This window comes from Acidovorax temperans, from assembly GCF_006716905.1.
In the GTDB taxonomy this organism is placed as follows: Bacteria; Pseudomonadota; Gammaproteobacteria; order Burkholderiales; family Burkholderiaceae_C; genus Acidovorax; species Acidovorax temperans.
The window spans coordinates 81,646-107,523 of the sequence record NZ_VFPV01000002.1; the positions used below are offsets into that span (position 1 = coordinate 81,646).

The window sequence follows — 25,878 nt, forward strand, 5'->3', positions numbered from 1 at the left end:
CGCTACGAGTGTGGCAGGCGACAAAGAGCGGCACCGCCAGAGTGTCGGGCGCCCTGGCAAAGCTGGTGGGGGAGCATCTATCCGCCGTGCGGCGAACGGGCTTAATTTTTGCTTTTTACATCCACTCACAGAGTTGAACGTAGATTGCAGTGGCCAGAAAATTACCGGAGCGCAGGGCAGAACCAAGGCGGTGGACAGGATGGATCAGCGCCGCCACGGCCCTGGCTTTGACGGGAGGCTTGTGGCTTGCGGGAGTGTTGCCTCAGGCCCAGCAGATCTTGTACGACACTGCTGTGGCCCACGCTTCGCCCGGCGCGATGAGCGAGGCGGTGCTGGTGGACATTGATGCCCGTAGCTTGGCAGCCGCTGGTGGTAACTGGACCTATGACAACCATGCCGCATTGATTGACCGCTTGGCCCAGGTTGGCGCCAGCACCGTGGTGTATGCCGTGCCATTGGACCCGCCTGCCACGCCGACCGATGCACAAGCGCTGGTGAGCAGCATTGCCCAGGCCCAAAATGTGATCTGGCCAGCGGTATTTGCGGACAAAGGGCCAGCCGCTTCACTGCCACCGGCTTTTTATCGCAGTACATTGGCAGCCCTTGGCGGTCGTGGGCCAGCCATGGTGCCTGTGCAGATGGGGCCTTTTGCGGAGGCTGCTGCAGGGGTGGGGCATTTGCAATGGAGGGCTGACAGCGATGGCATTCTCCGGCAGGTGCCTCTGGTACTAAGCCACGATAACGTGGGAGTGCCTGCGCTTGCGCTGCTGGCCGCCCAGCGTGTGTTGCATCTCAGCGCCGAAGATATTTCTTGGAGAGGCGGCAGTTCCAGCCCTGGTCTGCTGCTGGGCAGCTTGGCGGTGGGGGTGGATGCGGGTGCGGTGATGCGCCCTGTATTCGGCGCAGCCCTGCCTCGGTTGGCGGCAGCCGATGTGGTGGCTAACAAAGTGCCACCCGCAGCCCTGCGCGACAAGACCGTGGTGGTAGGAATGACGGCAGGGCCGCAAGCTGCTGTGTGGACCGTACCGGGTGGCTCGTCTTTGCACACATCCGATGTGGTGGCCCAGACCTTGGTCGGATTGCGTGTGGCCCGCTCCGTGACGGCTCCGAACTGGGCCCACACCCTGGCATGGGGTGCGGTGGTCGCCATGGCTTTGGTGGTTGTGGCGCTGCCCGGTTTGCGCACAAGAGCGGCTTGGGGCGTTGCACTGGGGCTGGCCACGTTGCTGCTGGCCATGCAATGGTGGTGGTTGCAACGCGCCTTGCATATGGTGCCTCTTGTGGCCGCCGCCGCAGTGGTGCTGTGGGGGCAGTTGCTGTGCAGTATTTGGGCTGCATTACCAAAACGAACGCCGGGTGAAGTGCCGCAAGGCTCAGCCGATGCCGAGCGCATGATGGCGCTGGCCCTGCATGGTCGTGGTGAGTTGCTGCAGGCCTTTGAGCGCTTCAAGTTATTGCCGACCAGCGACGCATTAAAGGAAAACCTCTACCACCTGGGCAAGGACTTTGAGCGCAAAAAAGACTTTGCTCTGGCCAAGAAGGTGTTCAAGCATCTGGTGCATCGCGATGCCGAATACAAAGATGCGCGCGCACGCTACCGCCATGCCAAGACCCACTTGCTGGCCCAGGCAGGCATTTCGCCAGGCCATGGCGCTGGCAGTAGCTTTGGCGAAGGTGCTTCGTCGCTGCCTGCCGCCGTGCAAGAAACGCTGCCGCGCCAAAAGGCCTCCGGTGCATTTGCGCACTATGAGCTCAAGCACGAGTTGGGCAAGGGCGCGATGGGGGTCGTCTACCAGGGGCGAGACTTGCGCTCAGGCCGAATGGTGGCGATCAAAACCTTGGCCCTGCACCAGGAGTTTGAGGGGGCTGCGCTGGTGGATGCACGCGAACGTTTTTTCAAAGAGGCGGAAGCCGCAGGGCGGTTGGAGCACCCGAACATCGTGACCATTGATGGCTCTGGGGAAGCGCAGGGGCTCGCCTACATCGCGATGGAGTTCGTGGCCGGCACGGACCTGACCGCTTTCACTCAAACCCCCCACCTATTGCCGGTGGCGCAGGTGTTGGCCATTGGCGCTCGGGTAGCAAGTGCCTTGGACTATGCCCATGCACACCATGTCGTGCATCGCGATGTCAAACCCGCGAACATCATGTGGGACCCTGCCACCGACACGGTGAAGGTGATGGATTTTGGAGTAGCCCGTATTACCGATGCGAGCAAGACGCGCACGGGCATCGTGCTGGGCACGCCCAGCTTCATGTCGCCTGAACAGCTGTGTGGGGCCAAGGTGGATGGGCGAACAGATCTGTACGCGTTGGGTGTGACCTTGTTCCAGCTGCTCACGGGCGCATTGCCGCTGCGAGCCGAGTCGATGCCAGAGCTCATGCACAAGATCGTCCATGTGCCAGCGCCAGATGTTCGCACGCTGCGCCCCGACTTGCCCGAGGCCGTAGCAGCACTGGTGGCCAAGGCGTTGAACAAGCGGCCCGAGGACCGTTACCAGACAGGTGCGCAGCTGGCGCAAGCGCTTACGCACGCCATGGACAACGCTCTGCAACAAAGTATTGGCGAAGTAACTGCGGCAGTCGTCTATGATCCAGACCGCCCCCCTGCAGAGCAAAACATGTTGCTGACAAAAACCACGGTGCTGGAGCACCCACAGCAACAAAGCCCAGCATCCAGGCCTGTGGCTGCCCCTGTGGGATGACGCGCTTCCCAATCCATGACATACGAATTTTTCGCCCAAACCGACCGGGGGCGCGTGCGCGCCAACAATGAAGACGCAGTGGCTGTCGATCGGGAAGCCCAGGTGGCCGTCTTGGCTGACGGCATGGGCGGCTACAACGCGGGCGAAATTGCCAGCGGAATGGCCATTACCTACATTTGCACGGAAATGAGTCGCTGGCTGGCACAGGCCGGGACTACGCCCCCTGCCACGGATGTGCGGCGGGCGCTGGAGTTGTGTGTGGAAAACGCCAACCATGCCATTTTGGGCGCTTCGCTGTCCAACCCGCAGTACTCCGGCATGGGCACCACGTTGGTGGTGGGCGTTTTTCAGTGCGATCGCCTCATCCTCGGCCATATCGGGGATTCACGCTGCTACCGCTTGCGCGCAGGGGTTTTGCAGCAAATCACGCGAGACCATTCCTGGTTGCAGGAACAGGTCGATGCAGGCATATTGACCCGGGAGCAGGCAGCCGCGTCGTCCAACCGCAATTTGGTTACCCGCGCGTTGGGCGTAGAGCCGCATGTGCAAATGGAAGTGAACGAATTTGAAGTGGCGCCCAGCGACCTGTTTGTGATGTGCTCTGACGGTTTGACCGACATGGTCAATGACGAAGAGCTGGCAGATTTGCTGTGCGCGCCTGGCTCTCTGGAAGAAAAAGCAGGGCGGCTCATTGACACGGCCAATGCCCACGGCGGTCGTGATAACGTCAGCGTATTGCTGGTGCAGGCGGCTGCCGGAGGGAAAAAACGCAGCCTCATGTCCCGTCTTTTGGGCTCTGCCTGACGGACAGCAACATAACAAATCATCAAATCAGGAGTAGATCATCATGCCCAGAATGATCGTTTCGATCGACGGCGTCGTCATCAAAGAAGTGCAACTCACCAAAGAGCGCACTACGCTGGGCCGCCGCCCGTACAACGACATCGTGATCGACAACCTGGCGGTGAGCGGTGAACACGCGGCTATCCACATGATGCCTGATGGTGTCGAGATTGAAGACCTGGGGAGCACGAACGGCACCTACGTCAATGCCAAGGCGGTCAAGCGCCAAGAGTTGCGCAACGGCGACACCATCGAGGTGGGCAAATACAAGATTCGCTTCTTGCAAGATGCAGACGCCCAGAACTTCGAGAAGACCATGGTGTTCAAGCCGGGGATGGCTCCGGCGCTGAATGCGGCGGCAAGGCCCGGTGGTGTGGTTGCGCCTCCTGCCCCTATGAATGCCGTCATCCGGGTGCTGTCGGGCGCAGCGGCTGGCCGTGAAGTCGCCTTGCACAAGGTGGTTACCACCATCGGCAAACCCGGTGTTGCTGTTGCGTCCATCACCAAGCGCATTCAGGGCTTTGTGCTGGCCCATGTGGAAGGCCCGGACATGCCTCTGCTCAATGGTGTGGCGATTGGCTCCAGCCCTGTCCCGCTCAAAAGCGGTGACAAACTGGAACTCGCGGGCACCGAAATGCAGTTCGAGCAAGCCTGACCGATGTGACGGCCTGGCCTCTGGCACCTTGCCCGGGCTTGGTCAGTTGAGCCCATGCGCAGCTCCTTGTTGTTTCGCCGCTGGCGCCGCGTGCTGCTCACGTTGATCCCGCTGGCACTGGCGCTTTTGCATGTTTCGGCCGCCATGCCCCTGCCGCTGCTGGAGCGGCTGGACCAGTTCATCTACGACGCCCGCCTGCGCCTGGGGATGTCGCGAACCCTTGACGAGCGCATCGTCATTGTGGACATCGATGAAAAGAGCATCGATCGCATCGGGCGCTGGCCCTGGGGCCGAGACAAACTCGCAGATCTGACCCAAGAATTGTTCGCACGCCAGCGTGTGTCCGTGGTGGGCTTTGATGTGGTGTTTGCTGAGCGCGACAACAGCTCCGGGCTGGCATCCCTGCGCGCCTTGGAGCGAGGGGCCTTGGCCAGAACCCCAGGCTTTGCCGAGCAGGTGTCTCGCTTGGCCCCTTCCCTTGACCACGATGCTTTGTTTGCTCGCAGCCTTCATGGACATGCAGCGGTGCTGGGCTACTACTTCACCAGTGATCGGCAGGGGCACACCCAAGGTGCGCTCCCTCTGCCGGTGGTGACTGGCGCCCAGCTGCGCGGCAGGCCGCTGGCAGCCACCACCTGGAATGGTTACGGAGCCAATCTCAGCGAATTGAATCAGGCTGCCGCCCAGGCAGGGTTCTTCAACACCATCAGCGACAGCGATGGGGTCGTTCGCAGCTTGCCGCTACTGGCTGAATACCAGGGCCAGTATTACGAGTCGCTGGCTCTGGCCATGTTTCGCGCCATGATGGGCGGGCCCACTGTGGAGCCCGGCTTTCCGGCGACGGCTTCTCTCGGCACCCATGACACGCTGGAAAGCGTGGTCTTGGTAGACGGCGCGCGCCGCATGGCTTTGCCCGTGGATGAGCGGCTGGCCATGCTCATCCCTTTCCGAGGCCCCGGCGGCCCTGAGGGCGGTTCCTATGCCTACATTTCTGCCAGCGACTTGTTGGAAGGAAAAATAGCGGAAGGTACCCTGGCGTACAAAGCCGTCTTGATCGGCACCTCGGCCCCGGGGCTGCAAGATGTGCGTACGACCCCGGTAGGCCCGGTGTATCCCGGCGTAGAAGCCCATGCCAGTATGCTGACGGCACTGATGGACGGCAGCGCCATCGCCATCCCGGATTACGCACGCGGTTTCGATGTTCTTCAGCTTTTGATGGTGGGGCTGGTTCTTGCGTTTGGTCTGTCAGTGCTGCCGGCTGGCCCCGCGTTGTTGCTGAGCGCAGTGGTGTTCCTCGCTCTGACCCTGCTCAATTTCTGGTTGTATCGGACGCACGGGCTGGCAATGCCGCTGGCAACCGCCCTTGCGCTGGTATTCACAGCCACAGCGGTCAACATCGCCCACGGCTACTTGTTTGAAAGCCGGGCCAAACGCGCTCTGGCTTCGCGTTTTCGTTCTTACGTTCCGCCCCCACTGGTGGATGAGATGCTCAAGCACCCCGAGCACTACAGCATGCAGGCAGACAATCGGGAACTCACGGTGATGTTCTGCGACATGCGAGGCTTCACGGCCCTGTCTGAATGCATGCCCCCGCTGCAACTGCAAGCGCTTTTGAACCGGGTGTTCACGCGGCTGACGGAAGTCATCCAGGGTGAGCGGGGCACCGTCGACAAATACATGGGCGACTGCGTGATGGCCTTCTGGGGCGCTCCTGTGCCTGCACAAGACCACGCTGCGTGCGCTGTGCGTGCGGCTTTGGGCATGGCCCGGGCAGTCGAGCAACTCAACCAGGAGCATCGCGCGCAAGGCTTACCGGAAATTGGCGTTGGCATTGGTCTGAACACCGGGCTCATGTGCGTTGGTGACATGGGCTCCAACATTCGGTTGAGCTACACCGTCATCGGCGATGCGGTCAACCTGGGTTCGCGCCTCGAAGGGCTGTGCAAGACCTACGGCGTGGCCATCATCGCCAGTGAATCTACCCGAAGCATGGCTCCAGGCTTCGTATGGCAAGAACTGGACCGTGTGTGCGTCAAAGGCAAAGCCCAGGCTGTGAACATCTACACCCCCTTGGCCGACCAGAGCCAAGCGTCTGCGCTGAATGCTGATGAATTGGCCTGCTGGCAGCAAGTGCTTGCACACTACCGGGCTCAAGACTGGGCACAATGCGGCCAAAGCTTGGCCGCTTTACGGCACCAAGCGCCCCAATCCGTGCTCTATGCACTGTACGCGTCCCGCCTGGAAGAGATGATGTCCAGCCCTCCTCCTTCGGATTGGGACGGTGCCACCCATTTCGATACCAAATGATGGATGGGAAAGTTCTCAGCATGCCCATGATAGGAACACTTCAGTGAAAGTCCGCGTTCTCGGCTGCTCAGGCGCCATCGCCCGCGATTGCCGAACCACGTCTTTTCTGGTCAATCACAACATCCTGATCGATGCAGGCACTGGCGTGGGGGATTTGACGCTGGAAGAAATGCGCCAGATTGACCACGTCTTCCTCACGCACTCCCACCTCGATCACATCGCCGCATTGCCGCTGATGCTCGATGCCGTCTCATCGCTGCGCAGCCAGTCTGTGCAGGTGCATGCAATGGCAGCCACCATTGCCGCGCTGCAGGCGCATGTCTTCAATAACATCGTTTGGCCTGATTTCAGTTGCGTCCCCTCTGCCCAATCGCCGTTTTTGCGGTACGTACCTCTGGCCGCTGGCGAAACCGTCACTGCTGGAGGGCTGGTGGTGCGGGTGCTGCCAGCCGTGCACAGCGTGCCGGCTGTGGGCTATGCGTTACGAGGCCAGCACGGCTGGTGGGCCTTCAGCGGCGATACCGAGCGCAACCCGGCCTTGTGGAGCGCGTTGGAACAGCTTGCCGAAGCCCCGCCCCAACTTCCTGTGGCTGCGCTGGTCATCGAAACCGCCTTCAGCAACCGCGAAAGCGACCTCGCGCGCCGCAGCCAGCACCTGTCGCCCACCACGCTTGCTGCCGAACTGGCCTTGAGAGCACCCACGGCCAGCTATCCGATCTACATCACCCACACCAAGCCATCCGAAACCGAGCTCATCCTCCAAGAGATCAACCAGTTGGAACTTGCCGGGGATGTGGCGATTGGCTGGTTGCAGGTGGGGCAGGTGTTTGATGTGTAACTAACATGCGTTGGCTGACATTCCTGGTCGAACAAAAATGTCAGTGCGAGTCTGAATTTGAGGTGAATCGCCCGCAAGCACCCCTGTTAGCTCCGTACGCAAGCCGTATCCCCGCGACCCTCATGACTACTGATGCGTAGGGTGAAGCTGGCACGCTATCTGCTTTATGTGAACCAGCCTGTGGGGCGATCCACAGGTATGAATTGCAACTTAACCCGAGGAGAGATGTATGAAGCGTTCCCTGCAAAAAGGTTTTACCCTGATCGAACTGATGATCGTTGTCGCGATCATCGGTATCTTGGCTGCTGTGGCACTGCCTGCGTATCAAGACTACACCGTGCGTGCACGTGTCGCTGAAGCTATGGGTTTCATTGCCGATGCCAAGCTGGCTGCTAATACCAACGCCACCAGTGGTGCGGTTGGCTACGCTGAAGGTTATGGCACAACCCCTGCCACTGGTGTCAACAATGGCACCACGACTGTGAATAGCAAGAACGTGACGAATGTGGTGTTGAGTGGTACCACTGGCGTGATTACCGCCACCACCACGGCAGCCGCTGGTAATGGTACGTTGATCGTGTCGCCCTACACCGGCGGTACCGATGTGGTGGGTACTGGCGGTACTGCTCTGGTAACGGCTGTGGCTGGCACGCCACTCCCCACACCGGCATCACAAATCAAGTGGCGTTGCAAGGCGGCTGGTGCAGTGGGTTTTGGTACCGCAGGCACGCTGCTGAACAAGTACGCACCGGGCGAGTGCCGTTAATCTGTCGGCATGTTGTTGCCATTCAATTGGCACTTCACACTTAGCAGAGATCAAGAGGATTCCACAAGCTGGAATCCTCTTTTCATTGGGGCGGTGAAACGGGTAGGCACTCAGTTCGCATCAATCTTGGCAGGAGTTCGCTGTGCGTGCTTTCCAAACAGGTTTTACCCTGATCGAGTTGATGATCGTAGTTGCGATCATTGGTATTCTGGCCGCAGTGGCTTTGCCCGCCTACCAAGATTACACCGTTCGCGCGCGCGTCTCAGAAGCCATGGGGTTTATTGCCGAGGCAAAAATGGCTGTTCACAACAATGCCAACCACGCTGCCATGGGATATGCTGAAGCCTACGGAACAAGTCCCGCTGTTGGCGTTGCCGACGGTATCCTTACAGTGAATAGCCGAAATGTGGTCGATGTCCAAATTTCCGGTACAACTGGGGTGATTGTGGCTACCACATCAGCATCCGCCGGCAATGGCACCTTGGTGGTTTCGCCGTATACCGGTGGTACCGATGTGTTTGGTACCGGGGGCGCGGCATTGGCAACGTCAGTGGCCGGTACCCCTATTCCAACGCCGGTATCAGCAATTAAATGGCGTTGCAAGGCTTTAGGGGCACTGGGTTTTGGTCTGGCAGGAACCATGCCTAGCAAATATGCACCGGGTGAGTGCCGTTAGTGGGGCGCGCAAAGTTTTTTGTTGAGTATTCGTGGTTTTCGACAGATTGCGTATTTGTTTGGCGTTTTTAACAATGATCAGTCGACCTAGAATTCGCGCTGCATTCCACGCCTTTAGCATTCATTTAATTTTGAGCTTGGCCGTCGCTGCGCTCATGGCTTTTTTAGTGCTGGGAATATGGTTTCCTCACCCGTTGCGCTATTTGGCTGGTGGAATAGATTTATTCTGGATTTTGATTGGTGTGGATGTGGTGTGTGGCCCTTTTTTGACGGGATTATTATATAATCCCGCGAAACCGCGGCGTGAGTTGATCATGGATCTCGCGTTAGTTGTTATCATTCAATTGGCAGCGCTGATTTACGGTATTTACAGCATCGGCCAGGCACGGCCAGTAGTATTGGTTTTCGAATCTGATCGTTTTGTCGCAGTGACCGCAGCACAGGTCGATACTGCTAATCTTCCCCAAGCATTGCCTCCATGGCAGTCGCTTTCATGGAGTGGCCCTGTTTTGTTGGGTGCACGCAGAGCCAGGGACGGCCAGGAAACCCTGAAGAGTATTGAATTGTCGTTGCGTGGCTTGGAACCCAGTGCTCGCCCAGATTGGTGGCAAAGCTATGATGAGAGTCGGCCAGCAGTCCGGCAACGCATGAAAGCATTGTCAGTCTTACGAACCGTGCAAGTGCCGGAGGCGCAGTCCGCGATTGATGCTGCAGTAAAAAAAACAGGCCTTCCCATCAATCAAATTCACTATCTCCCATTGGTTAGCAAAAAGTCTTTAGACCAGTGGGTAGCATTGCTAGATGCACAGGCCAATATCATCGGATATGCCCCAGTGGACGGTTTTTAATTTTTGTGACTAGCAAAAAATCCGAGACAGATGTTAGTTCTGTTGAATGATTCACTAGATGCTAACGTTGTAAGTATTGGCCTAGCAGGCTGCTGAAATACTCCCCCACCCACGGGCACCTTCCCAGCACCTCGCGCATTTCTCGCGTCAGCTTTCCGCGTTTTGAAACTCAACTTGGAATACGCGCGTTTTCCGCCTCCCCCGGCCCGTTTTCTCGCCCTTTTGTCCTCACGCCAGCCCTCGCAGACGGATTTGCCCCAAGCTGCGCATGCGCGTGAGGTTGTAGCCCGCCATCGTCAGAACAAACATCTGGTCAACTTTCTTGATTCCGCGCACCAGCACCTTGCGCATGTGACCCACCGTCTTGGCCCAGCCAAAGCCCTGTTCGATCAGCTTTCTCTTTTGCTGCGAGATGGCGTAGCCTCCGCTGCCCGCGATCCTGTCAGATACCGCAGATCGGCGCCCTGATTTGTTCTGCGCCACATGGGGCAGCACGTTCATCTCTTGCAGCGCGTCGATGAACTCCCTGGCGTCGTAACCCTTGTCTGCGCCCAGCGTGATCGTGATGGGGTCATCGCCGGGCAGTGCCTGTCGCGCATCGTTGATCATGGCCTTGGCCGCTTCGCGCTCTGCATATCCGTCGGCCTGTGTGACCACGGCGCTGACCACCAGCCCGTGGCGGTTGTCGGTGAGTGTGTGGCCCATGAAGCGCAACTCACTGGCCGTCTTGCCCTTGCGGTACAGCCTTGCATCCGCGTCCGTTGTGGACTCGTGGGTGTCGTTGCTGCGCTTTTGGTCTTTGAAGTTCCCCGCGTCGGTATCGTCGTCGCCCTGGCGGTCTTTCCGCACAAAACTCTTGTGGCCCGCCCAGGCCTGGATCAGGGTGCCGTCCACGCTGAAGTGTTCGCCCGAGAGCAGCTCCTGTTCCTGGGCTTGCTGCACGATCTGGTTGAAGAACTCGATGACCGCATCGTGCTCGATCAGGCGTTCGCGGTTCTTGCTGAAGACGGTGGGCACCCAGACCACATCGTCCATGGCCAGCCCGATGAACCAGCGAAACAGCAGGTTGTACTGGGTTTGCTCCATGAGCTGGCGTTCTGAGCGTACGCTGTAGAGCACCTGAATGAGCATGGCGCGCAGCAGTTTCTCGGGGGCTATGCTGGGGCGCCCGCCTTTGATGTCTGCCGCATACATCTGGGCAAACAGGTCGTCCATGTTCGCCAGGGCCTTGTTGACCATCACGCGGATCACTCGCAAGGGGTGATCTGCGGGCACGAAGTCATCGAGGTGGCGCATGGTGAACAGGCTCTCGGTGAAGGTGTCGGCTCCGCGCATGGATGGCTCGTCTGTCTGGTCGGTGGTGTGCCTTGATTGTCCTGGCAAGACGTCAACCGGGAAACGACGGTGTGGGGTATTTCAGCAGCCTGTTAGTGGTGCTGGTCAAGCTGCCACACCCCAACCCGGCTACGGCCGCACATGTGCTCAAGGCATTCAGCGACAAGCTCAATGCAATTGCCAGCCCGATGCGCCAGAGCCTGACCTACGACCGAGGCCGCGAGATGGCCGAGCACGCCAGACTCACTCAGAACACAGGCATGAAGGTGTACTTCTGTGATCCGCACAGCCCCTGGCAGCGCGGCTCCAACGAGAACATCAACGGGCTGGTGCGACAGTACCTTGCCAAGGGCACCGACCTGTCCGTCTACACCCAGAAGCAGCTTGATGCGATTGCCGACGAGATCAACAACCGCCCCCGAAAGGGCCTCGGGGTACGATCACCGCTGGCGGTCTATCGGGAACTAATCCTGAACAGCCCGCAGCACTCCACCCTCATTCATTGAAACCCAGGGTGTTGCACTTCAGTTTTGAATCCGCCCAGAATTACCATAATTACCCCCCCAACCTTGTTCACATCAACTTCTTCGTTCCTGCCAAAAACTTCCTGATTTGCCTCCATGCTTTTCAGTAACGTGGATATCGCTTATCACCATCCCCCGGTCCACCGCCTTGCACATGTCATAAATCGTCAGCAGGGCGATCTGCACTGCGGTCAGTGCTTCCATCTCCACCCCGGTTTGCCCCACCGTTTCCACGGTGGCTGAGCAAAATATGCCGCAAGCGCCCTCCGTACGTGCGCTGGCAGCTTCAAATTCGATAGCAACCCGCGTCAGGGCCAGGGGGTGACACAGTGGGATCAAATCGCTGGTTTTCTTGGCGGCCATGATGCCGGCGATGCGGGCGATGCCCAGCACATCGCCTTTCTTGGCGGTGCCCGATTCGATCAGCGCGAGGGTTTCGGGCTGCATTTCGATGCGGCCGGTGGCCACGGCGATGCGGTGCGTGGCGGCTTTGGCGCCGACGTCCACCATGTGGGCCTGGCCTTGGGCGTCGAAGTGTGTGAGGGGGCTGGTGGCGGTGGCTTCTGGGGTTTTGGATGTCATGGTCGAGGGCTCTCGGTGCACTTGGTAGCAACCACGTGCGAAACAATTCGCGGGTCGGGGGCATCATACGGTGCAGTGCGCCGCAGTTGGCGCTGTCGCCACCAATGGCGCCAGGGAGACCATGAGTGTTGATATTGGGTAAAAAAAGGCATCTAGCGCACGCCAGTCAAGCGCTGGCAGCTTCTCTTTTGATAGCGATTGGCGTGGCAAGCCCCTTGCCTGCTCACGCACAGGGGGGGCTTCCGACCCTGGGGGATGGCAGTGACCTGACCAGCAGCGAGGAGCGGCGGCTGGGTGATCGCATCATTCGCGAGCTGTACCGCGACCCGGACTACATCGATGACCCGGTGATTGGCGAATATGTGCAGGGCATCTGGCAGCCGTTGATGGCGGCGGCGCGGGCGCGGGGCGAGTTGTCGCCCGAGCTGGACGAGCGCTTTGCGTGGGAGGTGCTGCTGGGGCGTGACCGCACCGTGAATGCCTTTGCCCTGCCGGGTGGCTACCTGGGGCTGCAACTGGGCTTGATCGGGGTGGTGGGCACGCGCGACGAGCTGGCCTCGGTGATGGCGCACGAGTTGAGCCACGTGACGCAACGGCACATTTCGCGTTTGCTCACGCAGCAAAGCCGGCAGACGCCGCTGCTGCTGGGCGCGATGGTGCTGGGCGCTTTGGCGGCCAGCAAGAACCCGGGCGCCACGCAGGCGCTGGTGGTGGGCGGCCAGGCGTTGGCCATGCAAAACCAGCTCAATTTTTCGCGCGACATGGAGCGCGAGGCCGACCGTGTGGGCATGGGGCTGATGGAGCCAGCGGGCTTCGCGCCCGAGGGCTTTGTGGGCATGTTCGACAAGCTGCAGCAGGCCAACCGCATCAACGACAACGGCAGCTGGCCGTATCTGCGCAGCCACCCGTTGACCACGCAGCGCATAGCCGACATGCAGTCGCGCCTGCCCTCGGGCGGGTTGACGGCGAGCAGCCCCTCTGTTTTACAGGCCGAGCATGCCATGGTCACCGCGCGCGCTCGGGTGCTGTCCAGACCCGGTGTGGATGTGCTGCGCCAGTGGGTGGCGGAGCCGCAAGGCTCCGGCTTTGCGGCGCTGCCGCCAGCGCGGCAGGCGGGCGTGCTGTATGCGGCGGCGCTGGGCTCCAGCCAGCTGCGCGATGCCGCAGGGGCGCGGCGCTGGGCGGGGCAGTTGCAGCAACTGGTCAAGAACGATGCTGCGGCCACCCGGCTGGCAAAACTGCTGAGGGCGGAGCTGGAACTGGCAGCAGACGATGCCCCCGCTGCGCTGGCGGCCATGCCGCCGGGGGATGCACGCCGGCCCGAGATGCTGCTGCGCACGCAAATTTTGCTGCGCACCGGCCAGTCGAAAGAGGTGACGGGGCCGCTGCAGACCTGGCTGGCGACCCACCCGCGCGATGCTTCGGCGTGGCAGGCCATGGCAGCTGTCTGGAATGCGCAGGGCCAGCCACTGCGTGCAGTGCGGGCAGAGGCGGAAGTGCATGCTGCGCGCTACGACTACGCTGCGGCGGTGGACCGCTTCAAGGCCGGGCAGGATCTGGCGCGGCGCAGCACCTCGGCCGATGACCACTTCGAGGCGTCGATCATCGACACCCGGCTGCGCGCCGTGCAATCACTGCTTCGTGAACAGGCCGCCGAGCGCTGACTCGATCACCAGGCCCAGGGCCGAGTAGATGAGCGAGCCGAGCAAGGCCGCCATGAACCCGTTGACGTGAAAGCCGTCCAGCACGCCCGCCGCTGCCCAGAACATGAGCGCGTTGATGACGAACAGGAACAGGCCCACGGTGACCACGGTGACGGGCAGGGTCAGGATCACCAGCACCGGGCGCAGCACGGCGTTGAAAAGGCCAATGACAAACGCGGCAATCAGCGCCGAGCCAAAGCTCTGCACTTGCACGCCGCCGTACACGTAGGCCACGAACAGCAGCGCCGCGGCGCTGAGCAGCCATTTCAGGAGGAGTTTCATGGCCAGAGAATAGCACCGGCCTTGAGGCAGAGCACCCGTTGCAGCGGGCGGGCGCTCAGTCCAGCGCCAAGGCCCACAAAGTGCTGCAGCCGGTGAGCACGCTGCCCAGCACGCCGGGCCAGGAGGATGGTGGTGATGGGCGCTCAGCGGAGGAGTTGACGCCGATTTGCGCCTCGGTGCCCATGCGGGGCTTGCGCGCATCCAGCACCTGGGCAGGGCGGCCGCAGGCCTGTTGGGTTTGCGATTGCAGTTGCTCGGTCAGCTCTGCCAAGGGGATTTTGGCCAGCACGGTCGTCACCTGCGAAGGCTGCAGCCCAGCGCCGGGGATGATCTGTGCGAATAGCTTGTCAGCCCATTTGTTGCGCCAGCTTTCGCGGGCGCTGTGGCTCACCCATTTGCTGACGCGGTGCGTCATGCGCGGCGCACAGGCCACCAGCACCCAGTGGCGCTGGTGGGCAGGCTCGTTCGCTACCAGGGGCGCAAGCAGCTGCTGCGCATGGTCAGCGTCGTCCACGTACACAATGATTTTGTCCATGTCGCAGGCCCTGTGGGTGGGTGAACGGGGTGAAACAGAAAGCAAAAAGGGCGTTGCCCTGCCCGTGCGGCGGGCGGAGGTCAACGCCCCTGGGGGCCGCAGCCTGCATGCAGGCTGCGAACGGCGGGAGCCGCTGTGCAGGCGCGGGGTCAGCCGTGGGCTGCGCCACCTTCGCCACCGTCGCCAGCGCGGCGGGACACGATGAACTTGCCCACTGCCAGCACCAGCAAGGCGCCCACGATGTGCGATGCCCAGTACAGGGTGTCGGAGATGACCGCCAGGCCCTTTTCATCCACGCTGCCCCACTTGGGCATCCAGTCCATCACGGCGGGGTTCACGAATGCAGGGTCGGTGACCAGCATGCCGCCAGCAATCCAGCCCAGCAGCATGCCGCCGAAGGTGATGATGAACGGGAAGCGCTCCATCAGCTTGATGACGAGCTGGCTACCCCAGACGATGATCGGGATCGAGATCAGCAGGCCCAGCACGACCAGCAGGAACGAGTGTTCGCCTGCGTTCTGTGCGGCACCGGCGATGGCGATCACGTTGTCCACGCTCATCACCAGGTCGGCCACGATGATGGTCTTGATGGCGGCCAGCAGCTTGTCGCTGCCTTGCACGTCGCCGTGGCCATCTTCGTCAGGGGCCAGCAGTTTCACGCCGATCCACACCAGCAGCAGTGCGCCGACGAACTTGAGGAACGGCAGCGACAGCAGGGTCATGGCGAAGGCGATCAGCACCACCCGCAAGACGATGGCACCGGCGGTGCCCCAGATGATGCCCTTGGCGCGTTGCGCAGGGGGCAGCTTGCGGCAGGCCAGCGCGATCACGACGGCGTTGTCTCCGCCCAGCAAGATGTCGATGATGATGATCTGGCCCAGTGCTAGCCAGAATTCGGGTGAAGTCAAAAAGTCCATGAAGTCCTCGGTGTCCTAAGGCAAAAGGAGTTTCCCGCTGCTGTGATGGCAAAGGGTCTGTCCTGGCGAGTCAGGCCTGCGGCGGAGGACCTGGAACCTGCCCGCGCGCTGGTGCGCAGGAGCGAGGGACGGCCTTGATCACCCCGCTGCGGGGCCATCAAAGGTCTTGCTCAGTCGGTGTGGCCACGGTGGCTGCACTGACCCGGACCGCCGGAAGCGAGACGCTTCGTACTGACGACGGTACGCTGCCCGGATGCTGCTGCGCGTGCTGGGTGGCGCGTGCATGGCCTGGGCGGGAACTACTCCCCTTCGAAGGGGGTGATTGGAACACCGTCGGGCGGCCGGTGCAAGGGCGCGGGGGTTGTGGGTATTGCGTATGTCCTGAAGGGGGATCAGGGTTTACCAGCAGGTTGGCAGATACCCCTGCGCTGCTGTTTGGCCACCTGGGGTCGCTATCATCCAGCCCCCGCCAGCGTCTGCCTGCCCAGGGGCTCTTGCGCTGCGCCCCCATCTTCATGACTGCCATCCACATCACCGACATCGAAGCCGCCATCAACCACTGGCGCCAGCGCTTGCCCTCCAATGCGGGCATGGCCTTGGCGCCGCAGGTGCAGGCGCTGGCCGAGGTGTATGCGCTGATGGTGTACCGCCACGAAGATACGGTGGAAGAAGCCGACCTGCCGCTGGCGGCCCTGGATGCCTGGCTGGGCTGGTACGACACCACGCCCGACACGCCCTGCATTGCCATCTGCTCCACCAGCCAGGGCGACGATCTGTGCAAGGGCTGTGGCCGCACGTTCGATGAAGTGCAGCACTGGCCTGCCATGGGCCCGGCCGCCAAGCGCCAGGTGTGGCGGCGCATCACGCTGGAGCACACGGCGTGGCGGTTCACCCGCTATGCCGAGCGGGCGGCTGAAGGCGCGTCCAAACCGCCTGCGGTGTAGTCCGCAGCGTTCCCCCGGGGGCTGTACGCGCGGCGATCAAACCGCTATGGTGGCCCCCATGCTGCGCCTGACCCAAGCCCCCAATATCGCCATCGCCACGCTGTGGGCCGACTTGCTGTGCGAAGCGGGCATGACCGCCTCGGTGCAGCGGCAATACCTGGGGGCTGCGGCCGGGCACCTGCCGCCGGACGAGTGCCTGCCCGAAATCTGGCTGGATTACGACGAACACGCCCCCCGTGCACGCGCGCTGCTGCAGGCGCTGCAGGATTTGCCGCAGCGCCGCTGGGCATGCCGGTGCGGGGAGATCGTCGAGGGCGGGTTTGAGCAGTGCTGGCAATGTGGCGCGCTGATGCCGCGCGACTGAGCAATTGCTATTGATTCAATAGCTGCTGGCGCTTATCTGTAGGACGCTAGAAGGCTTTTTGGTTGATATCTATCACTTCCAGCGCACGGGTTCCAGGTGCACGCTGCCCAGGTTGCTGCTCAGCGTCAGCGCGCCTTCCTGCACAGTGGCCTGCAGCTGCATGCTGCGCTCGGCCATGGCCGCCATGGCCTGCGAGGCTTCGGTGGGAATGCGCCAGACCTGGAGCTTTTCCAGGCGCGTCAGTTTGGATTCAATGCCCTTCCACCACACTTCGGACGCGTGGTTGAAGCAGTACACCAGCACCGAGTCGGCCTTGCTGCAGGCCTTGGTCAGCGGCTTGTCTTCGGGCTGGCCCACTTCGATCCACACGCGCTTGCGGCCGGTGAAGTCGGTGAGCGAAGCGTCCGGGTCATCGGGGTCGGACAAACCGGCACCAAAAGCCAAGGTGGCGTCGCCGTTGCACAAGGTTTGCAGCTGGTGGGCCTGCAGGGCCAGCGCGGCCAGCCGCACCATCATGCGCTCATCCGTCTCGCTGGGGTGGCGTGCCAGGGTGAGGGCATGGTCGGCGTAGTAGCCGTGGTCGATGTCGGCGATTTGCAGGTTCGCCTTGAAGATGGTGGATTTGATGGCCATGCAGCCTCACTATTAATTTGATAGCTGCCAGCGCTTATCAGGACGGCGCTAGAGGCAAAAAATATCGAAAGCCCGCCAGTGTTCGCCACGGGCGGTGCCCTGGTCAGTGCAACCGTGGAACCGGCTTTGCCGGGCCACGGGTTGCGTCCCCCTGGGGGGAAGGCGCGCAGCGCCTCAGGGGGGTTACACCCTTCGGGCCAGCTCGGCGGCCTTGCCGGTGTAGCTGCCGGGCGTCATGGCCAACAGGCGGTCTTTTTCGGCTTGTGGGATGTCCAGCGACTGGATCAGCGCGTGCAGCGCCTCGGCCGTCACGGTCTTGCCGCGGGTCACTTCCTTGAGCTTTTCGTACGCGCCTTGCACGCCAAAACGGCGCATCACCGTCTGGATGGGCTCGGCCAGCACTTCCCACGAAGCGTCCAGGTCGGCGGCCAGGGCTTCTTCGTTGATTTCGAGCTTGTTCAGGCCGGTGAGCAGCGAGGTGTAGGCCAGCGCGGCGTAGCCCAGGGCCACGCCGATGTTGCGCAGCACGGTGCTGTCGGTCAGGTCGCGCTGCCAGCGGCTGATGGGCAGCTTCTCGGCCAGGTGCTTGAGCAGCGCGTTGGCCAGGCCCAGGTTGCCTTCGGCGTTTTCGAAGTCGATGGGGTTGACCTTGTGCGGCATGGTGGACGAGCCAATTTCGCCCGCTTTGAGGCGCTGCTTGAAGTAGCCCAGGCTCACATAGCCCCAGATGTCGCGCGAGAGGTCGATCAGGATGGTGTTGGCGCGGGCCACGGCGTCGAACAGCTCGGCCATGTAGTCGTGCGGCTCGATCTGGATCGAGTACGGCTGGAAGGTCAGGCCCAGGCCCAGGGGCTCGGGCGTTTCGATGACCTTCTTGCTGAAAGCTTCCCAGTCAAAGTCAGGCCAGGCAGACAGGTGGGCGTTGTAGTTGCCCACGGCGCCGTTCATCTTGCCCATGATCTTGACGGCGGCGATCTTCTCGCAGGCCGTTTGCAGGCGCATCACCACGTTGGCCATTTCCTTGCCCACGGTGGTGGGGCTGGCGGTCTGGCCGTGGGTGCGGCTGAGCATGGGCACGTCGGCAAACGCGTGGGCCATCTCGCGCAGCTTGAGCATGATGCGGTCCAGGCCCGGCAGGATGACCTGGTCGCGGCCCGAGCGCAGTTGCAGCGCGTGGCTGGTGTTGTTGATGTCTTCGCTGGTGCAGGCAAAGTGCACAAATTCGGCGGCCTTTTCCAGCTCGGGGCGGGCTTCGAACTTGCTCTTGATCCAGTATTCCACGGCCTTCACGTCGTGGTTGGTGGTCTTCTCGATTTCCTTGATGGCGGCGGAATCGGCCTCGGAGAAGTTTTTCACCAAGCTGAGCAAGTAAGCGCGTGCTCCGGTAGTGAGGGGCTTGAATTCTGCAAAACCTGCATCGGACAGGGCAATGAACCACGCCACCTCGACCTGCACGCGGCGGTGCATGTAGCCGTGCTCGCTCATGATGGGGCGCAGCGCGGCAAGTTTGGGGGCGTAACGGCCGTCAAGCGGCGAGAGGGCGGTGATGGTGGACAGGCTCATGGCGCGCAATTGTAGGCGGGCAGTGGGCGGGCACGTACTGTTGTAGCTGCGCCAGTACTCGTCAGGTAGGAGTGATCGGGTGCCGATAGAATCGCGTCCCCAGCCTGTGTGCGCTGTTTGCGTGCGGGCATTCACTTCCTGCTGACCCATGAAACTGATCGGATCCACCACCAGCCCGTACGTGCGCAAAGTGCGCATTGTGCTGGCCGAGAAAAAGCTCGACTACCAGTTCGTGCAGGACAACGTCTGGGGGGATGACACCACGGTGACCGCCTCCAACCCGCTGGGCAAGGTGCCCTGCCTGCTGATGGAAGGCGCCGAGGCCGTGTTTGATTCGCGCGTGATCGTGGAATACCTCGACACCCTCTCGCCCGTGGGCAAGCTGATTCCTTCCTCGGGCCGCGAACGCGCCGAGGTGAAGACCTGGGAAGCCCTGGCCGATGGCGCCATGGACGCCGGCATTCTCGCCCGCATGGAAGCCACCTGGGCGCACCGCTCTGATGAACAGCGCTGCCAGGCCTGGATCGACCGGCAAATGGGCAAGGTGAACGCGGCCCTCAAGGCCATGAGCCAGGGGCTGGGCGACAAGCCTTATTGCAGCGGCATCCACCTGAGCCTGTCGGACATTGCCGTAGGCTGCGCCCTGGGTTGGCTGGAGTTCCGCTACCCCGAACTGGCCTGGCGCACCGAATACCCGAACCTGGGCAAGCTGATGGACAAGCTGATGCAGCGCGCGAGCTTTGCGGACACCAAGCCGGGCGCCTGACGCCCTGGGCCCCAGGGCCTTGCCCACCACCCCGGCGCAAGCTGGCCCGGGCTCCCCGCTGCGGGCGGCGCGGGTATCTTGGGGGGCAAAGCGGGCTGTGGTTCGCTTATGCTTGGCTGGCTATGAACGAACTGGTTAGAACTCCTTTGGTGGGCGAGCCTGCCCCCCGCCGTACCGCACGCAAAGCTTCCGCAGCGGCGCCGGAACGTGGCCGGGTGAACGACCCGGACCGCACCATGGCCAACATCCTGGAAGTGGCCACGGCCGAGTTTGCCGACAAGGGGCTGGCGGGCGCGCGTATCGACGAGATCGCCGCGCTGACCCACACCAGCAAGCGCATGATTTACTACTATTTTGGTAGCAAAGAGGGCTTGTACCTGGCGGTGCTCGAAGAGGCTTACCGGCGCATTCGCCAGATCGAGACGAGCCTGCGCCTGGAAGACATGGAGCCCGAGGCCGCGCTGCGCACCCTGGTGGGCTTCACCTTCGACTACCAGCTGGTCAACCCCGATTTCATCCGCTTGGTGATGAACGAGAACATGCACCGGGGCGAGTTCATCCGCCGCTCCGCCACCATCCAGGAGCTGAACGTGCCCGCCATCAATGCCGTGCAGGCGGTGTACGAACGCGGCGTGGCCAGCGGGGTGTTTCGCCCGCACATGGACCCGATCGACCTGCACATGTCCATCTCGGCTCTGTGCTTCTTCAATGTGGCCAACCGCCACACCTTCAGCGCGATCTTCAAGCGCTCGCTCGACGAACCCGAGGCCCTGGCCCAGCGGCGCGATTCCATCATCGACATGGTGGTGCGCTTCGTGCGTGCCTGACCGCTTCTTTGATGCCTCTGCTGCTGTGGCCCTGCTGGCCCTGGATGGCCGCTGGCGGGCTTGAGGGCAGATGTGCGCGTGAATTCTGGGCCTGCCATTCACCAAGGGTTTGCCCGAATCATTAAAACTAACCAGTTCGTACAAAATAATTCCAGCAGCCGATAACGTTTTGACTGGAGACAACCATGTTCGATTTGGTGGACCGCGTTTTGCGGGGCTACACACGAGCGCTGGACATGCTGGGGGGCTTGTTCCTCGCCCTCATGGTGGTGCTGGTCTTCGGCAACGTGGTGCTGCGCTACGCCTTCAACTCGGGCCTGACCATGTCCGAAGAAGTCTCGCGCTGGCTGTTTGTGTGGCTGACGTTCATGGGCGCTGTGGTGGCCCTGCGCGAGCACGGGCACCTGGGCACTGATGCGCTGGTGTCGCGCCTGCCCCGCCTGGGCAAAAAAATCTGTCTGGTGCTGGCCCAGGTGGCCATGCTGTATGTGTCGTGGCTGCTGCTCAAAGGCAGCTGGGTGCAGGCAGAGATCAACTGGGACACCGAGGCGCCCGTCACCGGCGCGTCGGTGGGCATCTTCTACGCCAGCGGCGTGATGCTGGGCATTTCCTCCATGGCCATCTTGCTGCGCGACCTGCTGCGCACGCTGCTCACCCACCCGAGCGACCAGGAACTGGTGATGGTGCAGGAAAGCGAAGAAGTGGCCGCGCTGGAGCAGCGCAACCTGGGCGATGTGGCGCCCCATTTTTCGCATGGCCCCATCGTGGCCAAAGACGATTCGCCCCCTGCGCGCAAGCCTTGATGGCCCACGCCCACCGCCCCCTCTTTCCTGAGCACCGCCGCCCATGACCGTCGCCATCTTCCTCGGCTCCCTGCTGATCGCCATGGCGATTGGCATTCCCATCGCCTACTCGCTGCTCCTCAGCGGCATTGCGCTGATGTGGCACCTGGACCTGTTCGACGCGCAGATCCTGGCGCAGAACGTCATCAACGGCGCAGACTCCTTCCCGCTGCTGGCCGTGCCGTTCTTCATGCTGGCGGGCGAAATCATGAACGTGGGCGGCCTGTCCAAACGCATCGTCAAGCTGGCACTGGCTGTGGTGGGCCATGTGCCCGGTGGCCTGGGCTACGTGGCCATCATGGCGGCGGTGATTCTGGCGGCGGTATCGGGCTCTGCGGTGGCCGATGCAGCGGCCCTGGCATCGCTGCTGCTGCCCATGATGGTGGCGGCCGGGCATGACAAGGCGCGCTCTGCGGGCCTGATCGCTTCGGCGGGCATCATTGCCCCGGTCATTCCACCGTCCATCGGTTTCGTGATTTTTGGTGTGGCGGCCAATGTGTCCATCAGCAAGCTGTTCCTCGCGGGCATCGTGCCCGGGGTGCTGCTGGGCATCGCGCTGGCCATCACCTGGTGGTGGCTGGTGCGCAGTGAAAAAGTGGCCCCACCCGCCCGCGCCAGCCGCGCGGAAGTGCTCAAGGCCCTGCGCGAATCGGTGTGGGCCCTGGGCTTGCCCGTCATCATTCTGGTGGGCTTGCGCATGGGCGTGTTCACGCCGACCGAAGCGGCCGTGGTGGCCGCCGTGTACGCCCTGTTCGTCGCCATGGTGGTGTATCGCGAGCTGAGCTTTCGCCAGCTGGCCGACATCTTCCAGGCAGCGGCCCGCACCAGCGCAGTGGTGATGTTCCTCGTGGCGGCGGCCATGGTGTCGGCCTGGCTCATCACCGTGGCCGACCTGCCCAGCAAGATCATCGGCATGCTGGAGCCCTTCATGGACAACCAGACGCTGCTGCTGATCGCCATCATGCTGCTGGTGATGATTGTGGGCACGGCCATGGACATGACGCCCACCATCCTCATCCTGACGCCCGTGCTCATGCCCGTGGTAAAGGCCGCTGGCATCGACCCCGTCTACTTTGGCGTGCTGTTCATCATCAACAACGCCATCGGCCTCATCACCCCGCCCGTGGGCACCGTGCTCAACGTCGTGGCAGGGGTGGGACGCATTTCCATGTCGGATGTGACGCGCGGTGTCATGCCCTTCATGCTGGCGCAGTTCGTCGTGATGTTCCTGCTGGTGGCCTTCCCATCCATCGTGATGGTGCCGCTGCGCTGGCTGGGCGGCTGAACGCCCTCGCCACCCCCCACCCTCTTTTCCTGTTTCGGCCTTGCATCATCCATCCCTACCAAGGAGCCTTCCATGACCCTCTTGAAAACCCTGCTGGCCACGGCGCTGGTGGCTGCCTCGCTGGTGTCGGGCGCGCACGCCCAAGACCGCACCATCAAGTTCGCCTTCCAGAACCAGAAGGACCATCCCCAGGCCCAGGGCGCGCAAAAGTTTGCCGACCTGGTGGCGGCCAAGAGCGGCGGCAAGATCCAGGTCAAGCTGTTCCCCGGCGGCACGCTGGGTGGTGACCTGCAGACCGTGTCGGCCCTGCAGGGTGGCACGGTGGAGATGACGGTGCTCAACGCGGGCATCCTGTCGGCGCAGACCAAGGAATTCGGCATTTACGACTTCCCCTTCCTGTTTGCCTCGCCGCAAGAGGCCGATGCCGTGACCGACGGCCCCTTTGGCAAGAAGCTGCTCGACAAGCTCAAGGCCAAGAACCTGGTGGGCCTGGCCTACTGGGAGCTGGGCTTTCGCAACGTCACCAACAGCAAAAAGCCCATCACCAAGGCCGAAGACCTGGCGGGCCTGAAGATCCGCGTGATCCAGTCGCCCATCTATATCGACATGTTCAACGCCCTGGGCGCCAACGCCGTGCCCATGCCCTTCCCCGAGCTGTACACCGCGCTGGAGCAAAAGGCCGTGGACGGGCAGGAGAACCCGGTCACCACCATCCTCTCGTCCAAATTCAACGAAGTGCAAAAGCACCTGGCCATCACGCGCCACATGTACAACCCGCAGGCCGTCATCGTCAGCAAGAAGTTCTGGGACGGCCTCTCGCCCGCCGAGCAAAAGTGGATCAACGACGCCATGGCCGAAGCCACCACGTTCCAGCGCGGCGTCTCGCGCGTGCAGTCGGACGTGGCGCTCGACCAGCTCAAGAAGTCAGGCATGCAGGTGACCGAGTTCCCGGCCGCTGAGCTGGACAAGCTGCGCGCCAAGATGAAGCCTGTGATTGAAAAGCACAGCGAAAAGGTGGGCGCCGACACGGTGAAAGAGGTGTACGACACCCTGGCCAAGCTGCGCGCTGCCAAATAAGCGCCGGACTTGCACACGCACCGGAGGCAAGCCCTCGGGTGCGGGGGCTGGCATCGCTGCCGGGCCGGTGGCGGCCATTGGGCAGACAATGCCGTATTTCCCTCGTTACGCTGATTCCACCGCCATGAGCATTCTTCTTCTGAACGGCCCCAACCTGAACCTGCTGGGCACGCGCGAACCCCACATCTATGGCGCCGACACCCTGGCCGATGTGGAGCGCCACTTTGCCGCCGAGGCGGTGCGGCTGGGCACCACGGCTGCCTGCTTTCAGAGCAACCACGAAGGCCACCTGATTGACCGCATCCACGCAGCGCGCCTGGATGGCACGCGCGGCATCGTCATCAACCCCGGGGGCCTCACCCACACCAGCGTGGCGCTGCGCGATGCGCTGGCGGGCGTGGCCCTGCCGGTGGTGGAAGTGCACATCAGCAACGTGCACAAGCGCGAAGAGTTTCGCCACCACTCCTACATCTCGGGCATTGCCGATGGCGTGATCGCAGGCCTGGGCATCCAGGGCTATGAAATGGCGCTGCACTACCTGGTGCGCAAGCTGGCCAAGTCAGCATGAACGCGGCGGGCGCCGAAGCCTGCCAGGGATGTCCTGCATAACCCTCGCGAGTCGGTGGTAGTGCGGATCGGGATAGGCCGCAAGGCGGCTTTTGGCAGCCAATAGCCGTGCTATTGGCAAGAAAAGCAACGCAGCGGACTGCCCGAGGCCGCGCTATCACAGACCGCAGGGAGTTATGCAGATGGCATGGACGTCTCCACCTACACCGCCGTTGGCGCCGTCGGCCTGTTACCCGATACAAGGTGGGGCCTGGCGGTAACGGCATCAAAGTGCCAAAGTGGAAGTTCGTCGCAACCACCTTTGAACCGGAGGCCCCACCATGCAATTTACTGCAACGCTGCCAGTCATCGGAATGGATATTGCCAAGCACGTGTTCCAGCTGCACGTCGTGGATGCCCAGACAGGCGAGGTCACCCGGCACAAGCTCAGGCGTGATCGAGTAACCGCATTCTTTGCCAATCGTCAGAAGTCCCTCGTCGCGATGGAGGCTTGTGGCGGTGCGCACCACTGGGCCAGAACGCTGCAGACGCTGGGACATGAGGTCAAGCTGCTGCCCGCCAAGCATGTTCGCGCCTTTGTGCTGCGCGACAAGACTGACGCCCGTGATGCCCAGGCCATCTGGGTAGCGGCCCAGCAACCTCACATCAAGGCCGTGCCTGTCAAGAACGAGCAGCAGCAAGCTTGCCTGACACTGCACCGTATGCGCGCTCAGCTCATGAAGGTGCGCATCATGCAAACCAACGCGCTGCGCGGGTTGCTCTACGAGTTCGGAATCGTGCTGCCTGAGGGGCACCGGGCATTGCTCAAGCTCGTTCAGGACGCACTGGCCAAAGCCCAGGAACAGCGGCTGCCAGAAGTGGTGGTCGTCAGCATTCAGGATCAACTGCGTCGTATCGACAGCCTGCAGTGCGATATCGATCAGCTGGACAAACGGCTGGCCTCGATGGTCAAGCAAAACCAGCACATGCTGGCACTGCAAGCCATACCGGGCATCGGTCCGTTGACGGCGACAGCCTTGGTATCTACTGCAACCGACCTGTCCAGCTTCGAGTCCGGCAGGCAATTCGCCGCCTGGCTGGGACTGACGCCCCGACAGACTGGCACCGGAGGGAAGACCCGGCAGTTGGGGATATCCAAACGCGGAGACCCTTATGTGAGGACCATGCTGATGCACGGCGCTCGCGCCGTGATTGCCAGGAGTCAGCGAAGCGGCTGGATCGAGAGACTGTTACTGCGCCGCCCATACAGCGTGGTGGTCGCGGCGCTGGCCAACAAGCTGGCCCGAACAGTCTGGGCAGTCCTGGTCAAAGGCAAGGCCTTTGACCAGGTGAGATGGAATCCGGTCGACCTCGCCGCAGCCTGAGACCACCACAATGAACTGAGAACACCAAACGCTAGGAAACCGTTTTGAAGGAGAGCATGCAAGAAGCTTGTGTGATGGGTCAACAGGTCAAACCGGGGTGGGGGCAATCCGATAGGGATACAGGGCATCAA

General features: G+C 62.0%; 25 protein-coding genes and 1 pseudogene. 19 read left to right on the forward strand and 7 right to left on the reverse strand.

Features of this window, described 5'->3' with window-relative positions; translation table 11 throughout:
• Positions 1 to 149: 149 nt before the first annotated feature.
• The 8 genes from BDD18_RS08540 to tfpZ all read left to right on the forward strand — a co-directional run bounded on the left by BDD18_RS08540 (position 150) and on the right by tfpZ (position 9,637).
• Positions 150 to 2,705 carry a CHASE2 domain-containing serine/threonine-protein kinase gene (locus BDD18_RS08540; protein WP_273624195.1) on the forward strand — a complete coding sequence of 852 codons (2,556 nt, stop codon included), beginning with the start codon at positions 150 to 152 and terminating at the stop codon, positions 2,703 to 2,705.
• 15 nt (positions 2,706 to 2,720) lie between these two features.
• Positions 2,721 to 3,509: a Stp1/IreP family PP2C-type Ser/Thr phosphatase gene (locus BDD18_RS08545; protein ID WP_142082693.1), complete on the forward strand. Its 789-nt coding sequence runs from the start codon at positions 2,721 to 2,723 to the stop codon at positions 3,507 to 3,509.
• Between the two features lie 43 nt (positions 3,510 to 3,552).
• On the forward strand, positions 3,553 to 4,203 hold the full coding sequence (locus BDD18_RS08550) for an FHA domain-containing protein (RefSeq protein ID WP_142082695.1): 651 nt from the start codon (positions 3,553 to 3,555) through the stop codon (positions 4,201 to 4,203).
• A 54-nt stretch (positions 4,204 to 4,257) separates the two neighbouring features.
• A complete protein-coding gene (locus tag BDD18_RS08555; RefSeq protein ID WP_142082697.1) occupies positions 4,258 to 6,510 on the forward strand; it encodes a CHASE2 domain-containing protein in 2,253 nt (750 codons plus the stop codon).
• Positions 6,511 to 6,553: 43 nt separating this feature from the next.
• Positions 6,554 to 7,348: an MBL fold metallo-hydrolase gene (locus BDD18_RS08560; protein ID WP_142082699.1), complete on the forward strand. Its 795-nt coding sequence runs from the start codon at positions 6,554 to 6,556 to the stop codon at positions 7,346 to 7,348.
• A 229-nt stretch (positions 7,349 to 7,577) separates the two neighbouring features.
• Positions 7,578 to 8,114, forward strand: coding sequence for a pilin (locus BDD18_RS08565; RefSeq protein ID WP_142082702.1), 537 nt, complete (start codon positions 7,578 to 7,580; stop codon positions 8,112 to 8,114).
• A gap of 142 nt (positions 8,115 to 8,256) precedes the next feature.
• On the forward strand, positions 8,257 to 8,790 hold the full coding sequence (locus BDD18_RS08570; protein WP_142082704.1) for a pilin: 534 nt from the start codon (positions 8,257 to 8,259) through the stop codon (positions 8,788 to 8,790).
• Between the two features lie 31 nt (positions 8,791 to 8,821).
• Complete coding sequence (gene tfpZ, locus BDD18_RS08575) at positions 8,822 to 9,637, forward strand: TfpX/TfpZ family type IV pilin accessory protein (RefSeq protein ID WP_244939044.1); 816 nt, start codon at positions 8,822 to 8,824, stop codon at positions 9,635 to 9,637.
• Between the two features lie 228 nt (positions 9,638 to 9,865).
• On the opposite strand, the gene BDD18_RS08580 is transcribed toward tfpZ, so the two are convergent.
• Positions 9,866 to 10,972 carry an IS5 family transposase gene (locus BDD18_RS08580; RefSeq protein WP_142082706.1) on the reverse strand — a complete coding sequence of 369 codons (1,107 nt, stop codon included), beginning with the start codon at positions 10,970 to 10,972 and terminating at the stop codon, positions 9,866 to 9,868.
• 95 nt (positions 10,973 to 11,067) lie between these two features.
• Between BDD18_RS08580 and BDD18_RS08585 the strand changes: the two are divergent.
• Positions 11,068 to 11,478, forward strand: a pseudogene (locus BDD18_RS08585) (IS30 family transposase); the annotation flags it as partial.
• Positions 11,479 to 11,550: 72 nt separating this feature from the next.
• On the opposite strand, the gene moaC reads toward BDD18_RS08585, so the two are convergent.
• Positions 11,551 to 12,078, reverse strand: coding sequence for a cyclic pyranopterin monophosphate synthase MoaC (moaC, locus tag BDD18_RS08590; protein ID WP_142082708.1), 528 nt, complete (start codon positions 12,076 to 12,078; stop codon positions 11,551 to 11,553).
• A gap of 173 nt (positions 12,079 to 12,251) precedes the next feature.
• Here moaC and BDD18_RS08595 point away from each other — a divergent pair, with 173 nt between their 5' ends.
• The gene (locus BDD18_RS08595; RefSeq protein WP_338071825.1) at positions 12,252 to 13,742 is read left to right on the forward strand and encodes a M48 family metalloprotease; all 1,491 of its coding nucleotides are present in this window, start codon (positions 12,252 to 12,254) and stop codon (positions 13,740 to 13,742) included.
• Here BDD18_RS08595 and BDD18_RS08600 read toward each other — a convergent pair.
• The 3 genes from BDD18_RS08600 to BDD18_RS08610 all read right to left on the reverse strand — a co-directional run bounded on the left by BDD18_RS08600 (position 13,710) and on the right by BDD18_RS08610 (position 15,515).
• Positions 13,710 to 14,063 (reverse strand): phage holin family protein, encoded by a 354-nt coding sequence (locus BDD18_RS08600; RefSeq protein WP_044395053.1) that lies wholly within the window; start codon positions 14,061 to 14,063, stop codon positions 13,710 to 13,712. The two genes, BDD18_RS08595 and BDD18_RS08600, sit on opposite strands and share 33 nt — an antisense overlap.
• Before the next feature lie 55 nt (positions 14,064 to 14,118).
• A complete protein-coding gene (locus tag BDD18_RS08605; RefSeq protein WP_142082712.1) occupies positions 14,119 to 14,598 on the reverse strand; it encodes a hypothetical protein in 480 nt (159 codons plus the stop codon).
• A 149-nt stretch (positions 14,599 to 14,747) separates the two neighbouring features.
• Positions 14,748 to 15,515 carry a TerC family protein gene (locus tag BDD18_RS08610; RefSeq protein WP_142082714.1) on the reverse strand — a complete coding sequence of 256 codons (768 nt, stop codon included), beginning with the start codon at positions 15,513 to 15,515 and terminating at the stop codon, positions 14,748 to 14,750.
• A gap of 515 nt (positions 15,516 to 16,030) precedes the next feature.
• Between BDD18_RS08610 and BDD18_RS08615 the strand changes: the two genes are divergently transcribed.
• Positions 16,031 to 16,459: a DUF3717 domain-containing protein gene (locus BDD18_RS08615; RefSeq protein WP_142082717.1), complete on the forward strand. Its 429-nt coding sequence runs from the start codon at positions 16,031 to 16,033 to the stop codon at positions 16,457 to 16,459.
• A gap of 58 nt (positions 16,460 to 16,517) precedes the next feature.
• Positions 16,518 to 16,823 (forward strand): DUF2007 domain-containing protein, encoded by a 306-nt coding sequence (locus tag BDD18_RS08620; RefSeq protein WP_142082719.1) that lies wholly within the window; start codon positions 16,518 to 16,520, stop codon positions 16,821 to 16,823.
• A gap of 72 nt (positions 16,824 to 16,895) precedes the next feature.
• Here BDD18_RS08620 and BDD18_RS08625 read toward each other — a convergent pair whose 3' ends face one another.
• On the reverse strand, positions 16,896 to 17,456 hold the full coding sequence (locus tag BDD18_RS08625) for a YaeQ family protein (protein ID WP_066697922.1): 561 nt from the start codon (positions 17,454 to 17,456) through the stop codon (positions 16,896 to 16,898).
• A gap of 183 nt (positions 17,457 to 17,639) precedes the next feature.
• Positions 17,640 to 19,019 carry an adenylosuccinate lyase gene (gene purB, locus BDD18_RS08630; RefSeq protein ID WP_142082720.1) on the reverse strand — a complete coding sequence of 460 codons (1,380 nt, stop codon included), beginning with the start codon at positions 19,017 to 19,019 and terminating at the stop codon, positions 17,640 to 17,642.
• A gap of 148 nt (positions 19,020 to 19,167) precedes the next feature.
• On the opposite strand from purB, the gene BDD18_RS08635 reads away from it, so the two are divergent.
• From BDD18_RS08635 to BDD18_RS08665, 7 genes are all read left to right on the forward strand, one after another.
• On the forward strand, positions 19,168 to 19,785 hold the full coding sequence (locus BDD18_RS08635; RefSeq protein ID WP_142082722.1) for a glutathione S-transferase N-terminal domain-containing protein: 618 nt from the start codon (positions 19,168 to 19,170) through the stop codon (positions 19,783 to 19,785).
• Positions 19,786 to 19,907: 122 nt separating this feature from the next.
• On the forward strand, positions 19,908 to 20,612 hold the full coding sequence (locus tag BDD18_RS08640) for a TetR/AcrR family transcriptional regulator (protein ID WP_142082724.1): 705 nt from the start codon (positions 19,908 to 19,910) through the stop codon (positions 20,610 to 20,612).
• Positions 20,613 to 20,797: 185 nt separating this feature from the next.
• Positions 20,798 to 21,415 (forward strand): TRAP transporter small permease, encoded by a 618-nt coding sequence (locus BDD18_RS08645; protein ID WP_211360730.1) that lies wholly within the window; start codon positions 20,798 to 20,800, stop codon positions 21,413 to 21,415.
• A 43-nt stretch (positions 21,416 to 21,458) separates the two neighbouring features.
• A complete protein-coding gene (locus BDD18_RS08650; protein WP_142082725.1) occupies positions 21,459 to 22,739 on the forward strand; it encodes a TRAP transporter large permease subunit in 1,281 nt (426 codons plus the stop codon).
• A gap of 72 nt (positions 22,740 to 22,811) precedes the next feature.
• A complete protein-coding gene (locus BDD18_RS08655) occupies positions 22,812 to 23,816 on the forward strand; it encodes a TRAP transporter substrate-binding protein (protein ID WP_066697939.1) in 1,005 nt (334 codons plus the stop codon).
• 88 nt (positions 23,817 to 23,904) lie between these two features.
• Positions 23,905 to 24,384, forward strand: coding sequence for a type II 3-dehydroquinate dehydratase (gene aroQ / locus BDD18_RS08660; RefSeq protein WP_244939046.1), 480 nt, complete (start codon positions 23,905 to 23,907; stop codon positions 24,382 to 24,384).
• Positions 24,385 to 24,703: 319 nt separating this feature from the next.
• The gene (locus BDD18_RS08665; RefSeq protein WP_066695817.1) at positions 24,704 to 25,747 is read left to right on the forward strand and encodes an IS110 family RNA-guided transposase; all 1,044 of its coding nucleotides are present in this window, start codon (positions 24,704 to 24,706) and stop codon (positions 25,745 to 25,747) included.
• The last annotated feature ends 131 nt before the right edge of the window (positions 25,748 to 25,878 follow it).

Coding starts and splice junctions, on each gene's coding strand:
- BDD18_RS08545 (WP_142082693.1), top strand. CDS start 2,721: ATGACATACGAATTTTTCGCCCAAACCGACCGGGGGCGCGTGCGCGCC.
- BDD18_RS08550 (WP_142082695.1), top strand. CDS start 3,553: ATGCCCAGAATGATCGTTTCGATCGACGGCGTCGTCATCAAAGAAGTG.
- BDD18_RS08555 (WP_142082697.1), top strand. CDS start 4,258: ATGCGCAGCTCCTTGTTGTTTCGCCGCTGGCGCCGCGTGCTGCTCACG.
- BDD18_RS08565 (WP_142082702.1), top strand. CDS start 7,578: ATGAAGCGTTCCCTGCAAAAAGGTTTTACCCTGATCGAACTGATGATC.
- BDD18_RS08580 (WP_142082706.1), bottom strand. CDS start 10,972: ATGCGCGGAGCCGACACCTTCACCGAGAGCCTGTTCACCATGCGCCAC.
- moaC (WP_142082708.1), bottom strand. CDS start 12,078: ATGACATCCAAAACCCCAGAAGCCACCGCCACCAGCCCCCTCACACAC.
- BDD18_RS08600 (WP_044395053.1), bottom strand. CDS start 14,063: ATGAAACTCCTCCTGAAATGGCTGCTCAGCGCCGCGGCGCTGCTGTTC.
- BDD18_RS08605 (WP_142082712.1), bottom strand. CDS start 14,598: ATGGACAAAATCATTGTGTACGTGGACGACGCTGACCATGCGCAGCAG.
- BDD18_RS08610 (WP_142082714.1), bottom strand. CDS start 15,515: ATGGACTTTTTGACTTCACCCGAATTCTGGCTAGCACTGGGCCAGATC.
- BDD18_RS08615 (WP_142082717.1), top strand. CDS start 16,031: ATGACTGCCATCCACATCACCGACATCGAAGCCGCCATCAACCACTGG.
- BDD18_RS08620 (WP_142082719.1), top strand. CDS start 16,518: ATGCTGCGCCTGACCCAAGCCCCCAATATCGCCATCGCCACGCTGTGG.
- BDD18_RS08625 (WP_066697922.1), bottom strand. CDS start 17,456: ATGGCCATCAAATCCACCATCTTCAAGGCGAACCTGCAAATCGCCGAC.
- purB (WP_142082720.1), bottom strand. CDS start 19,019: ATGAGCCTGTCCACCATCACCGCCCTCTCGCCGCTTGACGGCCGTTAC.
- BDD18_RS08635 (WP_142082722.1), top strand. CDS start 19,168: ATGAAACTGATCGGATCCACCACCAGCCCGTACGTGCGCAAAGTGCGC.
- BDD18_RS08640 (WP_142082724.1), top strand. CDS start 19,908: ATGAACGAACTGGTTAGAACTCCTTTGGTGGGCGAGCCTGCCCCCCGC.
- BDD18_RS08645 (WP_211360730.1), top strand. CDS start 20,798: ATGTTCGATTTGGTGGACCGCGTTTTGCGGGGCTACACACGAGCGCTG.
- BDD18_RS08650 (WP_142082725.1), top strand. CDS start 21,459: ATGACCGTCGCCATCTTCCTCGGCTCCCTGCTGATCGCCATGGCGATT.
- BDD18_RS08655 (WP_066697939.1), top strand. CDS start 22,812: ATGACCCTCTTGAAAACCCTGCTGGCCACGGCGCTGGTGGCTGCCTCG.
- aroQ (WP_244939046.1), top strand. CDS start 23,905: ATGCCGTATTTCCCTCGTTACGCTGATTCCACCGCCATGAGCATTCTT.
- BDD18_RS08665 (WP_066695817.1), top strand. CDS start 24,704: ATGCAATTTACTGCAACGCTGCCAGTCATCGGAATGGATATTGCCAAG.